General features: G+C 70.9%; 10 protein-coding genes. 3 read left to right on the top strand and 7 right to left on the bottom strand.

Annotated elements, in window-relative coordinates:
• Positions 1-64: 64 nt before the first annotated feature.
• Positions 65-343, bottom strand: a complete 279-nt coding sequence (locus IPL40_07295) for a hypothetical protein (protein ID MBK8480966.1) — start codon at positions 341-343, stop codon at positions 65-67.
• Between the two features lie 144 nt (positions 344-487).
• Here IPL40_07295 and IPL40_07290 point away from each other — a divergent pair, with 144 nt between their 5' ends.
• From IPL40_07290 to IPL40_07280, 3 genes are all read left to right on the top strand, one after another.
• A complete protein-coding gene (locus IPL40_07290; protein MBK8480965.1) occupies positions 488-1,945 on the top strand; it encodes a metallophosphoesterase family protein in 1,458 nt (485 codons plus the stop codon).
• A 416-nt stretch (positions 1,946-2,361) separates the two neighbouring features.
• A complete protein-coding gene (locus tag IPL40_07285; GenBank protein ID MBK8480964.1) occupies positions 2,362-2,976 on the top strand; it encodes a hypothetical protein in 615 nt (204 codons plus the stop codon).
• Between the two features lie 297 nt (positions 2,977-3,273).
• On the top strand, positions 3,274-5,127 hold the full coding sequence (locus IPL40_07280) for a hypothetical protein (GenBank protein ID MBK8480963.1): 1,854 nt from the start codon (positions 3,274-3,276) through the stop codon (positions 5,125-5,127).
• Positions 5,128-5,140: 13 nt separating this feature from the next.
• On the opposite strand, the gene IPL40_07275 is transcribed toward IPL40_07280, so the two are convergent.
• The 6 genes from IPL40_07275 to ispH form a co-directional block, all read right to left on the bottom strand.
• Positions 5,141-6,232 (bottom strand): hypothetical protein, encoded by a 1,092-nt coding sequence (locus IPL40_07275; GenBank protein MBK8480962.1) that lies wholly within the window; start codon positions 6,230-6,232, stop codon positions 5,141-5,143.
• Complete coding sequence (locus IPL40_07270; GenBank protein MBK8480961.1) at positions 6,229-6,810, bottom strand: hypothetical protein; 582 nt, start codon at positions 6,808-6,810, stop codon at positions 6,229-6,231. The genes IPL40_07275 and IPL40_07270 overlap by 4 nt, the downstream gene beginning before the upstream one ends.
• A gap of 114 nt (positions 6,811-6,924) precedes the next feature.
• A complete protein-coding gene (locus tag IPL40_07265; GenBank protein ID MBK8480960.1) occupies positions 6,925-7,992 on the bottom strand; it encodes a hypothetical protein in 1,068 nt (355 codons plus the stop codon).
• Positions 7,993-8,233: 241 nt separating this feature from the next.
• Positions 8,234-10,651, bottom strand: a complete 2,418-nt coding sequence (locus tag IPL40_07260; GenBank protein ID MBK8480959.1) for a hypothetical protein — start codon at positions 10,649-10,651, stop codon at positions 8,234-8,236.
• 268 nt (positions 10,652-10,919) lie between these two features.
• A complete protein-coding gene (locus IPL40_07255; GenBank protein MBK8480958.1) occupies positions 10,920-13,346 on the bottom strand; it encodes a TonB-dependent receptor in 2,427 nt (808 codons plus the stop codon).
• 20 nt (positions 13,347-13,366) lie between these two features.
• Positions 13,367-14,311, bottom strand: coding sequence for a 4-hydroxy-3-methylbut-2-enyl diphosphate reductase (ispH, locus tag IPL40_07250; protein ID MBK8480957.1), 945 nt, complete (start codon positions 14,309-14,311; stop codon positions 13,367-13,369).
• Positions 14,312-14,332: the final 21 nt, after the last annotated feature.

Genomic DNA, 14,332 nt, shown 5'->3' with positions numbered 1-14,332 from the left:
AGGGCCGCGCGCGGGGCTGGTGGATCGCCAGCTGGGGAGCGCCGCCCACTGTTAGTAGTGGCGCTCAGGGCCACGGCGCGGTTGGGGGCTCGGCGCCGGCGGGTTGCGGGCGATCCGGCGGCGGAGGGCGGGGGACGGCTTGCAGCGCGTCGCACTGGCAGCTGCGACAATGGCGCTGACGATCCCAGGCGCAGCTCGCGGTGCCGACACAGCGCAGTCGGCGATCGGGCGCGCAGACTGTCTGGTCCTTGCGCAGAGGGGCACAGCCGCCGCCGGCGTGCAGCGCGACGAGGCCGCTGGCGAGCATCAGCACGAAGCAGGGCCCGAACAGGCGATGCCACATCTTCGACTCCTTTGTTCTCTACAGGTCCGTGCCTGAGCGAGCGCGCAGCGCGCCAGCGTAGCAGCGCGGGGCGTGCTCGTCAGCGGGGCGCGTGCGTCGACGGGGCGCGTGCGCGAGGGCGCGGGGGCGTCTATGCTGCGGCGGATGCGCTCTACCTACGCCACTTACGTCACTCACGCCGCGGTGCGGCTGCTCCTGCTCGGCTGCGCGAGCTTCACCGCGGCCAGCGCCGCCGCGCAGCCGCGCTGGCTGCGCCTATCCTATCTCGGCGACGATGCCACGGGCGTCGGCGTCACCTGGAACACGCTCGGCGCCAAGGCGCCGGCCTTCGCCGAGGTGCGCTACGGGCTGACGCCCGGCCGCTACGACCAACGTACGCGGGGCAGCCTGCGCTTCCTCGGCGAGGGCTTCGGCGTGCAGAGCGAGGTGGCGCTGCGCGGGCTGCGGCCCGATACGCCCTACTACTACCGCGTCGGCGATAGCCGCGGCGGCTTCAGCGCCGAGCGGCGCCTGCGCAGTCGGCCGGCGGGCGGCGACCCCTGCGCGCGCTTTCGCTTCGCCCTCGGCGGCGACAGTCGCGCCGATCGCTGGGAGTCGGCGCGCGGCACGAGCCAGCGCTGGCTCGGCCTGCTCGAACGTATCGTCGCCGACGACGCGCGCTTCGTCTTGCACACGGGGGACTTCGTCAGCGACGGCAAGGTGCCCGCGCAGTGGGTCGCGTATTTCAAGGCCACCGAGCGCTTCAGCCACGCCCTGCCGATGCTCTACGCGCTCGGCAACCACGACGACGGCCCCGGCGTCGGCCCCGCGATGTACTACAGCAAGCTGCTGCAGCAGCCGGCCGCCGCCTGCGCCAAGGCGGGCCAGGCGCTGGAGGAGTGCCAGGCCTTCGAGGTCGGCCCCTTGCTCATCGCCAGCGTCAGCACGCTGACCAGCTCGGCCCAGGGCGCGCGTCCCTTCGGCAACCAGGCGCGCTGGCTCGACGGCGTGCTAGCAGCCAGCCGCAGCCGCTGGAAGCTCGTCTACATGCACTACCCGAGCTACACGCGCGCGGGGCTCTTCGGCCACCCGCCCAACGAGCAGGGCCAAAACGCCGCCTTCGTCCCCGTATTCAACGCCCGCGGCGTCGATCTCGTCGTGGCCGGCCACAACCATTTCTACGAGCGCTTCGCGCCCTCGCGCTGCGCCGAGCCGAGCAGCGCCGAGCCGAGCGGCGCCGAGCCCTGCAAGGTGGCGGCGGGTACCCCGGGAACGGTCTACGTCACGACGGGCGGCGGCGGCGCCCAGACCCTCCCCTTCGCCGGGGGCACGGACGCCACGCGCCCCGCGGCCTCCACCGAACACCACTATCTGCGGGTCGAGGTCAGCGCCACCACGCTGCAGCTCGAGGCCGTCGCCGCCGACGGCCGCATCCTCGACCGCTATGCGCTGCATAAGCCGGCCCCGGGGCTGGCCTGTAAGGGCGGCGACGACGGCCTGCGGGCGCTCGCAGAGGCCCCAGCGGAAGTAGGTGAGCCCCACGGGCGCCTGCTGGAGGTCGCCGCGGCCAGCGCCCTGCTGCTGGCGGTCGGCCTGCTTTGGCGTCGACGCCGGCGCCGCTGAGGCACAAGGCGGGCTGCTGCTGGCCCCGGCTCTAGGCCTCGACTGGCGGTCCGGCCGGAGCGTCGTCCGCACCGACAGCCACCTACCTCTGCTCCGCTCTGCTCCGAGACTCGGAGAGGCTCACTCAGCTTCAGAGAGTCTCCCTAGCGGAAGCCACACCCGGGTCCGTTGCGAACGATGCTCAGCGCGCGGCTATATTGGTTTGGAATCGTTCATGAATAATACCTTGCCACGGACCAGTTGGGGCCGCTTCAACGGCGCCGCGGGCGAATGAACTTGTGGGATCGCATCTTGCTGTGGTACGCGGCGCACGTCCCAAATTGCCCCGCGATGGGGCCTCGGGACAGGGTAAACCGGCCGACGCGACACGCGCACGCCGCATAGACGTCACCCTGGCGTCATGGAGAAGGGGAACGATGATGAGAACGCGAGGTGGTTTGGCTGTGGTGGGTTGCGTGGCCGCGCTGACTTTGGCGCCGGCAAACGGGGTGGCGAAGGCTCTGGAAACCCACGCCGGTAGCCGGCTTGCGCCCGCGCAAAGCGACGCGTCCGAGGCCCTGGGGACCCTAGCGACTGAGATTGAGCGCTTCACAAGAAGCCGGAAGCATGCCAGTCGTGACGAAGTTCAAGCTCTCGAGGGGGCCAGAGCTTCGGTCCTTACCGCCAAGGCCGCCGCGATGGCACTGACCGGGGCCGATGCTGAGCGTCTCACGGAGGCCTTGCGTGGGGTGCTTGGCCGGGAAGGAGTGGCAGGCAGCTCCTTCGCGGCGGCCTCGGGCACCATCACATGGGCGAAGGCCGCAGAGCACGAAAAGGTCATACTGCGCGCTGGCGTCCACGGTCATGAAATCGTCGTAGGTACCAGAAGGCCGGTCATCGCCATCCATGCTGGCGTTTTTAGCCCGGCGCCCAATGCAGATCGGCTTGCCGGCCACCATCAGCAAACCGTCAGGTTTGCTGCAGGACGACCTGAGTCGGGGCGCCGCTTCGTCGTCGAGCGCACGGCCGGTCATGTCGGGGCGTCGCGCTGAAGAAGGGCTAGCGTGCTCCCGCTGGGCTGGCCGGCGAGGGGGCAGCTCTGATGAACGCGCCGTCGCTTCGGGACCCTGGGAGCATCCGCCTGGCGGCCGACGCAGGCGCCTGTAGCCTCGACTGGTGCTTTCTCCTGACGCGGACGGCTGACGCGGTTGCAAAGCTGGGGGGCTTTGCGCGAGGCGTGCGTCACTTCGTCGTCCATCCCCACCCCCTCCGCGGCTCTCTCACATCTGTTACAATCGCCGGCTCTGGGTCGCGACCGGTCTCTCGGTCATCACCAAGGAGCATTAGCAATGCGCTGGCACGGTCTCGCATGGGTTGGGGTTTGCTGTCTCTCGTCGGGGCTGCTGGGGGCCTGCTCGCGGGAGGGCTTTCGGCCCGAGGCGGATGCGCGCGCGACGCGTGACGCGGCCCGAGCGGATGCGGCGCGGCGCGATGCCGGTGTGCTGCCGGGGCGCGACACGGGCCTGAGAGCCGACGGGGCGGCGCGGGACGGCGCCGTGGCCCAGCGCGACAGCGGGCTGGCGGAGGCCGACGCCGCGCTGCCCGATGCGACAGCCGCGCTGCCCGATGCGGCAGTCGCCGACGCCGCACCGGCCGATCAGACGCCCGACGCCTTCGCCTTCGCCGAGCTGAGGGACCAACCCCTGGGCTCGATCGTCCTCAGCAGCGCGCTGCCAATCACCGGCTTCGACGGCACGCTGCTCGCGTCGGTCACCGGCGGCGGCTCGCCAGCCCTGCGGGTCGAGGGCGGCGCCTGGGGCCCAACCGCGCTGATTCGCCCGGGACAGACGCTGCAGCTCCGCCTCACCTCTAGCCCCAACGTGCTGACGACGAGCATCGCCGTGGTCGAGCTGGGCACGGCGCGCGTCAACTGGACGATCACGACCAAGTCCGGCAGCACACGTATCTTCACCACGCCCGGCGCCTTCAGCGGCAATCTGGGCGGCCTCGGCACGGCCCATCAGCACTGCCAGCTCGCCGCGTCGACGCTGGGCTACGGTGGCATCTTCCGCGCGCTGCTCTCGACCCAGGCGATCGCGGCCAAGGACCTGCTGACGATCACCTATCCGGTGGTGCGCGCCAGCGACGGCGCCAGCGTCGACGCCGTCTACCTCTGGGATGGAAACCTTTCAGGGGTCGCCGTGACCCCCGTCGCCAGCGGCGGCAGCGTTCCCAGCTGGACGGGCGGCCCGGGCAGCGACCCCGTCAGCGGCCCCGGCGAGACCTGCAATGACTGGCGCTCGACCACGGGCTACGGCCGCGGCGGTCTGGCAGAGGCTACCGACGCCTGGTGGCTGCGCTACACCTGGCTCTCACCCTGCTCCGAAAGCAAGCGCCTCTACTGCGTCGAGCAGCCCGCGGCGCTTGGTGCGGTGCTCACGATCACCCCGCGCGCGGCCGCGATGGTCGTGGCCGAGGCCGGCAGCCCCGGCTACGGCAAGGCAGAGACCTTCACGATCGAGAACGTCGGCGACCAGACCTCGACCCCGCTGGCGGTCAGCCTCAGCAACACGACCAGCTTCGAGCTCACCGCCAATGGCTGCGCCGGCCGGAGCCTCGCCTCCGGCATGCTCTGCACGGTCACCGTGCGGCCGCGGGCGTATAACGGCGGCAGCTTCGCGGGGACGCTCGACGTCAGCGCCAACAACGCGCCGCAGGCCGCCCTGAGCCTGGTGGCGGGCACGCTCGTCTTTCGCACGGCGACGACCTACGGCGGCGACCTGGGCGGCCTCTTGGGCGCGGATGCGATCTGCAGCGCGGCAGCGGCCGGCGCGGGCCTGCCCGGCGTGTTCATGGCGGTGCTCTCCGATGCCACGGTCCACGCCGCCGATCGCTTCGTCATCCGTTATCCGGTGATCACGACCAACGGCAAGGTGATCGCTGGCGGCAACTTCTGGAGCCAGAGTCCGGAGAACGGCGGCGCCCTCTCGCTCGGCTCCAGCACGAGCTACGTCTGGACCGGCACCAAGCCCGGGGGCACCAAGAGCACCGACGAGACCTGCCAGAGCTGGACCTCGAGCTCCAGCGCGGACAGCGGCAAGTTCGCCGACACCGGCGGCGGCGGCTGCAGCGGCGGGTCGATCTTCAACTGCAATCCGACCAACTGCATGGCGAGCCGCGCGCTGCTCTGCATGAGCCAGTAGGGTGGAGCGGTAGTCAGCGGGCGGCGAGCAGCTGCTCGAGCGCGTCGAGCTGCTCGCTGACCCATTGCGCCCGGGGCTCGCTGCTGCGCTCGCGCGCGTGATGGAGCTCGAGCAAGGTGAGGGCACCCTCCCGATCCCCATGCTCGAGGGCGGCGCCGGCCAGGTCGGCGAGGTCCGCCTGGGGCGCGCGCGCCAACGCGGCCTGCAGCGCGCGGAGGTCTCGACCGCGCAGCAGCCGCAGGACCTCGCTGCGCAGCGCACGCGTCGCCCGATCGCTGCCGCGATCGTAGGCGATCGGCTGCGCCAGCTGGGCCTCCGCCGCTTCGTCGACCGGGCGGTTGAAGCCCGGGTGCAGCTCGACCAGCGCGCGATAGAACGCCTGCCAGTAGGCACGGGCTTGCGCCAGGGTCTGTTGCCAATCCTCCTCGGTCGGCCAGCGACTGCGCTTGAAGGCCTGCTCGGCCGCGCCCATCGTCAGCCAGCGCTCGAAGGCCTGCTCGCGCGCGAGGTGATCGACGCCGGCGCCGCCGTAGTAGAGCGCGGTGGCGCTGCCGACGAAGGCCTCGTTGATCGCGCCACAGTAGGCGCAGGCCACGTTGCTGGTGCCATGCACGAGCTTGGGCTGAAAGGAGGCGCCGCACTGCGGGCAGACGCGCGGCTCCGCGCACTCCCGCTGCGCCAGCGGCTGCAAGAGCCGGCCCCAATCGGCCTGCTTGCGCACCAGCAGCCGATCACGCCGCAGCGCGAGGTCGAGCGCGGCCTGGTCGCGTTGGCGCTGCAGCTCGCGCCAGGCGAGGCCGACCTGACGTCGCTCGTCCCCGTCGAGCTCGAGCGCATCGGTGCTCTCGTCCCATTCCTGCTCGAGCGTGCTCAGCGCCTGATCGAGCTTCTCGCTCAGACCGCGAAAGCGCGTCTCGACCGCCGCGACGCCGCCACCGATGGGGGCCAGGTCGAGCGGGTTGAGCTGCATCAGCGCGTCGAGGCCGGCCGCCGCCTCGGCCTCGATCTCGCCGGCGCGCGCCTGGACCTTGCCCACGAAGGCGACCCAGCGCTGCTGCAGCGGCAGCAGCCGTGCCCGCGCCGCCGGGGTCAACGATGCCGTCATGGCGCCTCACCTTCACCACCAAAGGGGCTGTCGCAGTAGTCGCAGCGGAAGTGGTCCTCGCGCACGCGAGGCGCGCCGCAGGCCGCGCAGCGCATCACCAGGGCCTCGCGCGGCGGGCCCTTGCCCACGGGGCCCTTCGCGGCGGCGGCGAAGGCCTGGGCGAACATGCCGCGCTTGGGCAGCACGCGCTGCCTGTAGAGCGCCAGCGTGCTCTCGCGCAGCTCGCCGACGACGCGCTGCAGCCGCTCGGCCCGGCGATGGAGCGGCGCGTCGTCGAGCGGCCAATCGATGGCACGCAGCCGGGGCTCGGCCGCCGCGGCGATCTCTTTCAGCACGTCGTGCAGCTCGCCGACCGGCGCCCCGAAGCGCATGCCCGTGGCCTGCGCCAGGCGTGCGCGCTCCGCCTCGCCGAGCGGCGCCACGCTCCAGCGCGCGAGCACCGCCTGCCAAGCAGGCGCGCTGCCGTTGGCCTCTTCGACCGCCAGCGCGGCCTGCAGGGCCTCGCCTACCGCCGTGCCGAGCCACTGCTCGAGCGCGGCGGCCTGCTCTTGTACCTCTTGTACCTCTTGTACCGTCATCGCAGCCCCTCCCATCGCAGCCTCTCCCCAGTTGGCGGCACGGCCCAGTTGGCGGCATGGCTGCGCGCTTGGCGGCATGGCCGCGCAGTCGGCGGCATAACCGGCGTGGCTGTCTCAGATCGCGAGGTCGTCGTCCTCACCGCCGGCGCCAGCGTACTGCTGCTGGTACTTGGTCATCAGCTCGCCGTGCTTGGTCATCAATTTGATGTCGGCCTGGAAACGCGTGTTCCAGAAGGCCGCGATCTTCGAGATGTCCATCGCCGTGATACCGAAGTGCTGCTTGAGGTTGGCGTTGACGTCCGCCCCGCTCTGACCCCACGCCCCCATCGCCCCCATGATCTCCGCGTAGCGCTCGAGGCTGACCGGCTCATCGGCGGCTGAGGACGCTGCCCCGCCGCCGCCCGCGCCAGCGCTCTGGGCCTGCGTGAAGGCAGCGCCGAAGGCCTGCGCGATCACGAAGCTGGTGTCGCGCTGCATCCGCGCCTGGAACTCGTCGTTGACGCGCTGCCACTTGGCCGTGTCGAGGCCGAGCTGGACCAGCAGCTTGGACTGGCGTCCCGGGTCGGGCTCGCTGCCGAGCGCGGCCGCCGCCTTGGCCCAGCCCTCGACCGTCACGCCCTCGAAGGGCGCGAGCAGCGTCGGATCGGCCGCCGCGGCCCGCGCCGTCGCCTGCACCTGCTGGCGGCCCCGCGCGTTGGCCATCGCCTGCGCGTAGCGCTCGGCGGCGTCCTCGCTCGACATGCCGTAATAGGTCCGCGCCATGAACGCGGCGACGATCCGCCACCACTCCTCCTTGCCGGAGAGCCCATGCTTGCGCAGCTTGGCCTCGAAGGCCTCGGGACCCTCGCCTTCGGCCTCCTCGAGCTCGAAGCCGATGAAGAAGAACTGGTCGAGGTCGTCGGGATCGAGGCTGCCGAAGTGCGGAAGGCAATACCCGCAAATGCATTGCTCTTCGAGGCGGGCGTGGTCGTTAGCATCGCGGGGTGGCTCGCCGTAGTAGCGCCCCCAGCCCATCGCGTTGCTGACGCTCCACTCGGCGCGCGCGGCTTCGCCGTCGTCGTCCGCAGCGTCCGCCGCGAAATCGTCGTCGACGGCAGCGGGCTGCGCCTCGCGGGACGCCTGGGCCATCGCCGCGCCCGCCAGACCGCTCACGCCTTTCTTCAGCTTGTCGAATAGTCCCATGAGCCCTCTCCTTGCGTTGACGCGGCCTGCGGCCCAGCACTCGCTGGCCGAGACCGGCGGACTGCCGCTGTGGATGTTGCTCGGCTGGGGAGCGCGCCGGTTCTGCCCTCTGCCCGCGCGGCCATGGTGACCAGCGACGGAGGCCAGTACAATCGCAGCGCGAAGTTTTTCTCGGGGGCACCAAGCCGCGCCCAGAGGCGAGCTCGGCGAGCCTTCGCCTCAAGAGGCCCCCCACACCAGCTCAGAACACGATCGTTCCGCCGTTGTTGACGAGCGCGCCGTAGCTCAGCGCGCCGCCAGCCAGCGTCAGCGTGGTCCCCGCCTCGAGCGTCAGGGTGCCGGCGACCGTCAAGGCGTTGCCTTCGGTGGTCACCACGCCACTCGAGAGCTGCAGACCCTGGCCCGGAGCGCTAAGCCGCAGCGGCGAGAGCACGCGCAGCGGCACTGTCGAGGGTGCGCGGGCGACAACGAGGGTCGCGCCCGGTAGCTCCGCCGCGTAGCTGCCGAGCGCCTGGTAGAGGGTTTGCGGCGCGGCACCCGTGAGCACGAGCTGGGTCGTACCGCCGCCGGCGCAGGTTTGCTCGCTGTAGCAGAAGAACGAGACATCGCCGCCGGCCTCGATTCGCCCGCCGTCGAGCTTGCCATTGCTGACGGTCAACCTGCCGGCCACGCGCAGCAGCGTGGTCGGCGCCAGGCCGATGAAATCGCCATTGAGGCCGCTCCGCACGTTGTAGTCATCGAGGTTGACGCTCAGCGCGGGCAGGTCGAGCGTGCCGACGTCGATCGGCAGCACGTTGAAGTGCGAGTCGCTGCCGACCCACATGTCGAGGGCGAGCTGACTGAAGCGATTGACGAAGCTGCCGCCGAGGAGCTGAAAGCCCTCGTCGGCGTGGGGGGCCGGCAGGCCATACTCGCGGTCGAAGTGGAAGCGCAGCGTTCCGGTCGGCGTGACGAAGCTTCCGCGGACGAGCTTGAGGCCCGAGAAACTGTAGTTGGTGGTGCTCGGCGCGGGCTCGAAGCTGCCGACCTTGTCGACCACCACGAGCGGCGCCGTGCCCGCGCCGCTGTAGGTCTGGGTCCCCGAGCCGTTGATCAACACGGGCGTGATCCCGCCCTCGGCGCAGACGCCGCCAGGGCTGCAGGTGGTCGTCAGATTGCCGCGGAGCTCCATCGCCCCGCCGACGAGCTTGCCATCGTGCAGCAGGAGCTCGGTCTGCACGATGACCCGGGTGTCCGCGCCGAGGCGCAGCACGGCCCCGTTGCTGCCGTAGTAGGTGTCAGGATCGCGCAGCTCGAGCTCAAGGCGGTTGAGCTGGAGCGGGCTGGTGGCGTCGATGCGCGCGACGTCGGTCATCACGCCGCTGCCCTTGGCGCCGTCGAAGCGCAGGGTCCCCGTCCCGGCCACGAACACCCCCCCCCCGGAGACAGTCAGACCGCCAGTGTTGTTGGCGCTGGTCGTGATACCGATCGAAAGCGTGGCGCTCGTGCTCTCGAAGCGGCCGCCGCTCAGCGTGACATTGCCATTGACGTCGATCGGGCCATCGCTGCCGCGCAGGGTGCCACCCGCGATCACGAGGCCGCTGGCGCCGATGGTCAGCACCTGGCCGGCGCCCTGCGTGACGGTGCCGCGGTAGGTGGCGGCCAGCTCGAGCCCGCGGAGCCCGTTGGGCTTGTCTATCGTGCAGTCGCAGCGCGTGCCGCAGCTGGCGTCGAAGCGCGCCACGTGGGCATCGCCGGGGACCACCCGTGTCGACCAGTTCTCGGGGTTCGAGAAGAGCGCGTCGCCGGCCCGCCCGATCCAGGTGAAGGGGGGCAGCGCCGCGCCGCTGTCGGCAAAGCTGATCGCCGCTGAACCAGCCGTGGCCGAGACGTTCCAGGCCTCGTCGCGGGCGAAGACCCAGAGCGAGCGGGAGCCGAAGGCGGCGAGCTGGAGCCTCGTCGGGGGCTCAGCGACGAAGCAGGGATCGTCGGCCGCCGGCTCGGCCGGGGCGGCGTCATCCGTCGCCCGCTCGAGGACGCAAAACGCCGTGGCGTCGCCAACGGCATCGATGGTCAGGTCGAGCTGGCCCGTGTCGGTCCTCAGCGCCGAGCCCGTGTCGACACCGACCAGGGTCAAGGCCGGCGCGGGCGGAGCCACGGTGTCGAGGATGACGGTCGCCTGCGCGCTGGGACCGACGATGCGGCCGCCGGCGTCGGCGATCCAGAGGAAGACGCGGTGCGTGCCCTCCTGTTGCGGCAACTGGAAGGTGAGCGGCCGCGTCACCCACCAACCCGGGCTCGGCCCCTGGCCCCCGGGACAGAGCGCAGCGCCGTCGGTGGGGGCTGGATTGCTGCTGGTGGTGAGGCAATAGCGCGCAGCGCCCTGGTCGCCGCCGATCGCGACCTCGAGGGTTGACGAACGCACGCTGCCCGAACGACCGGTCTGCGGGTCGCGCAGCAGCAGGCTCAACGCAGGGCTGGGCGCCGCATCGCTGCGCCCGTCCTGCGCGTCGCCGTGCCCGTCCTGCGCGGCGCTGCCGCCGTCCGCGCCCGCGATTGGCGCCGGCGCGCTACCCGCCTGGAATCCAGCGCGGACACAGCCGCTCGTCACCGCAAACGAGAGCAGCGCCGCGAACCAGCACGGCAGCTCGCCAGTCGCGGCGCGCTGTTGGATGCGCATTTGGCGATTATATGACGCACTGAGAATGTAAGTCTACGTTCGAAATATGCCATCTCTGTCGAGCCCGCTGGTGGCGCCACAGGAATGCTCGGGGCTGACCGGAGGCTCGGCTGTCCCCATCGGTGCGGCGGGGCTGCATATCGTCTTGCTCGGAATCGAGCGCGTCGCCGCGCAATCCCAATAGGATTGAACCACGGGAGCGCCGAGCTGGCGGCGCGGGGAAACGTGCGTCTGGAGGCGTGCGTGCGGACGCGCGCGTCGGGGCTGCTCAGAGCGAGGCTTCAGCGCCGGCGAGGAAGGAGAAGCCGCGGCGCGGGGCCGGCACCATGTCGGGCAGACCCTGCGGGTCCGGGAAACCCTGGCCCTCGAAGCCGCGAGCGTCCAGCACGTTGAAGGCGTTGCCGAAGAGCACCACGCGCCGGCCCGCCAGCAAATAGCGCAGGCCGAGGTTCCAATGGGCCTGTGGCCCGACCCGATCGAAGAGGCGATCGGCGAAGGTCGAGACCCGCAGCGCCTCTTCCAGCGGCTGCCCGTTTTCTAGCCGCCCGATTCGGGTGCTGCCGAAGGGCGTGCGCGCCTGAACGTTCGGGTCCTCGAGTGAGCCCGTCACCGTCAGGTTCGTCGTCAAGAGCAGGCGCTCACGCCAGAGATTGAACGCCCCCTGCACCACGAACCACTGGTTCGGCAGCGAGCGCAGCTTGCCGAGGTCCTCGATCGCGCTGTCGTTGAAGGTGTAGCCCAGCGACAGGCTATGCCCGGCCGTTAGCGCGAGCTGGGCGAGGAACTCGACCGCATGCGTGCCGATCCCCGACACATTGGCGAAGGCGCCTCCGACCTCGGCGATGAAGTTCGTGATCCAGGTGTAGGAGTAGTCCGCCCGCAAGCTCAGCTCGCGAATCGCAGAGCCGAGGTGAAGCAGACGGGCGTTGGCCTGGCCCTGCACGGCGCGGCTGCGCTCGACGTGTAGATCGGGATTGCCGGGGATCAGGAAGCCGACCCGAGCGTTGTCGGTCTTGACCAGCGAGGGCGGCCGGAAGCCCTCGGAGAAGCTCGCCTTGAGATTCCAGGCCGGCGTCAGCGACCAGACGGCGGCGCCGGAGAAGAGCACCACCGGGTCGAGCGCCCGGCGCCCGGCGTAGAGCTGGAGCCGCGAACCGGCGCTCAGCGTCAGCTCGGGCAGGAGCCGGTGCTGGACGTTGGCGAAGAGGCCACCGGCGAGCCGGTTCGAGGCGTAGACCAGGGGGACCGTGCAGCTACGCCCGTCGGCGGCGGCCTCGCAGGGGAAGCCGAGGATTCCGAGCGTGGCCGGATCGAGGCGCAGCGTGGCGTCATAGGCATCGAGCCAGTCGTAGAAGAGCTCGCCGCCGAAGAGGAGCTGGCTGCGCCGTGGCAGGGCCACGTCGAGGTCAACGGAGGCGCCTGTGCGATGGCTGCTGTAGGACTCGGCTACCGCCAGCCCGCTGGGGGCGAGGCCAGAGGGGATCACGCCGACGATCGGCTTGTAGCCGATCCAGTAGTCGGCGAAGAAGGCGCGGGCATCGAGGCCGAGCCGATCGCGCAGCAGCCGCCGTCGATAGCGGAGGATGCCGGCGCGCACGCCGACATCGTAGCGCATGGTGCGCCCGATTCGATCGGCGTCGACACGCTGCCCGCAGGGCTCGCCGAGCGCGGGATCGGCGCAATCGAGCCGGTCCTCGTCGAGGCCTGCCTCGGGCGCGATCGCGTTGATGCCGATCGGCGCGCCCCGCCGCGCGCTCGGCAGGTGGACGATCAGCGACCAGGGACCCGCACCGAGATTGAGGGAGGCGCCGAGGTCGTGGCTGCGTGGTCCGCCCATGACGAAGGGCCGCTCCTCGCTGACGATCACGCCCTGGCTCAGGATCGGACGCACCGGCAGCGACACCCCGCTTTCGATCCAGCTGCGGTAGTACGCGTGAGCGAAGAGCTTGAGCCGCCCATCGAAGAGCTTCGCGCCGCCCATCACGTAGGTGCGGAGCTGGTCGCGCTGTCCGGCCGTGGCCGTGCCGAGGCTGGCGTGGGCACGCAGGCCGTCCAGGTCGTCGGCAGACTTGGTGACGATGTTGCCCACGCCGACGAAGGAGTTCGAGCCCCAGAGCACGCCGCCCGGGCCGCTGGTGATCTCGGCACGCTGCACGAGCTCGACCGGCAGCCACTCGGTGAGCAGCGGAAAGCCGGCGGGGTCGTACATGTCGAGACCATCGAGCAGATAGAGCGTGCCAAAGAGGATGCCGCGGGCGATCGGCGCGGCCGCGGCACCGTAGGCGTAGCGAAAGGGCAAAAAACCGGGGACGGTCGCCACCGCGTCGCCCAAGGTCTGGAAGCCCTGGAGCTCGATCTTTTCGCCGGTCAGCACCGTGATCGTCGCTGGCGCCTGCTGAACCGTGGTCGGCGTCTTCATCGCCGAGAGCACGACGTCCTGCAGCGGATCATCGGCCAGGGGTGCCGGAACCAGCGCGGGCGCGAGCAGCGCGGAGCTCGCCGGGCTCTGCGCGCTCGCGGGTGACGCAGGCGCCGCGGCGGTGCTTCGGGCAAGCGCTCCCTCGGAGGCGGCGACGGGAGCGGGTGCGGCCTGGGCCACGCGGGGCAGGAAGCTGGCCAGGAGCGCGAGCAAACCAGCGGCGGCGGCCGGCGCCAAGGCGCGCTGGAGCAGGGCGACGAGCCGCTGCGCAACCAAGCGCCGCGCCGGCATGACGCTCAGGCCGTGGCGGCGCCGAGCTGGCGCAGCTCGGGAGGCAGGGTGAAGACGACGTGCTCCTCGACGGTGGTCGAGATCTCGACCTCGTCCGCGCCCAGCTCGCGCAGCCGCGCCACGACGTCCTGCACCAGCTCCTCGGGTGTCGACGCGCCCGAGGTCACGCCGACCGCCGAGACGCCCTCGAGCCACTCGGGCTTGATCTCGGCGCCGCGGTCGATCAGGTAGCCCGGCACGGAGCGCGACTCCCCGACCTCGACCAGGCGCTTGGCGTTGGAGGAGTTATTCGAGCCGACCACCAGCAGCAGGTCGATCCGGCTGTCGGCCAGCGCCTTGACGGCGTTCTGGCGATTCTGCGTCGCGTAGCAGATATCGTCGGCACCGGGGGTCTCGAGCTGCGGGAAGCGCCGCATCAGGACGGCCATGATCTGCTTGGTGTCGTCCACCGAGAGCGTCGTCTGCGTCAGCACGATCAGTGGCTTGTCGAGGGGCAGCTCGACGCGCTCGGCGTGGCCGACGTCGGTGACGAGGGTGATCGACTGCGGGGCGTGGCCGAGCGTACCCACCACCTCATCGTGGCCCTCGTGGCCGATCAGCACCAGGTTGTAGTCGCGCTTGACGTAGCGCAGCACCTCGAGGTGCACCTTCGAGACCAGCGGGCAGGTGGCGTCGACGGTGCGCAGCCCGCGTCGCTCGGCGTCGTCGCGCACCGCGGGCGAGATGCCATGCGCGGAGAAGATCACCAGCGCACCGGCCGGGACCTCGTCCAGCTCATCGACGAAGCGCGCCCCCTGCTGGCGCAGGTGATCGACGATGAAGCGGTTATGGACGATCTCCTTGCGGACGTAGATCGGCGCGCCGAAGCGCTCGAGCGCCAGCTCGACGATCTTCACCGCCCGCTCGACACCAGCACAAACCCCGCGTGGGCGGGCGAGAATGACCTTCATAGCAACACAATCCCCTCTGGC

The sequence above is a fragment of the Pseudomonadota bacterium genome, from assembly GCA_016711215.1.
GTDB lineage: Bacteria > Myxococcota_A > Polyangia.
This window is presented reverse-complemented; position numbering and strand designations above follow the sequence as displayed.

Coding starts and splice junctions, on each gene's coding strand:
- IPL40_07295 (MBK8480966.1), bottom strand. CDS start 343: ATGTGGCATCGCCTGTTCGGGCCCTGCTTCGTGCTGATGCTCGCCAGC.
- IPL40_07290 (MBK8480965.1), top strand. CDS start 488: ATGCGCTCTACCTACGCCACTTACGTCACTCACGCCGCGGTGCGGCTG.
- IPL40_07285 (MBK8480964.1), top strand. CDS start 2,362: ATGATGAGAACGCGAGGTGGTTTGGCTGTGGTGGGTTGCGTGGCCGCG.
- IPL40_07280 (MBK8480963.1), top strand. CDS start 3,274: ATGCGCTGGCACGGTCTCGCATGGGTTGGGGTTTGCTGTCTCTCGTCG.
- IPL40_07275 (MBK8480962.1), bottom strand. CDS start 6,232: ATGACGGCATCGTTGACCCCGGCGGCGCGGGCACGGCTGCTGCCGCTG.
- IPL40_07270 (MBK8480961.1), bottom strand. CDS start 6,810: ATGACGGTACAAGAGGTACAAGAGGTACAAGAGCAGGCCGCCGCGCTC.
- IPL40_07265 (MBK8480960.1), bottom strand. CDS start 7,992: ATGGGACTATTCGACAAGCTGAAGAAAGGCGTGAGCGGTCTGGCGGGC.
- IPL40_07260 (MBK8480959.1), bottom strand. CDS start 10,651: ATGCGCATCCAACAGCGCGCCGCGACTGGCGAGCTGCCGTGCTGGTTC.
- ispH (MBK8480957.1), bottom strand. CDS start 14,311: ATGAAGGTCATTCTCGCCCGCCCACGCGGGGTTTGTGCTGGTGTCGAG.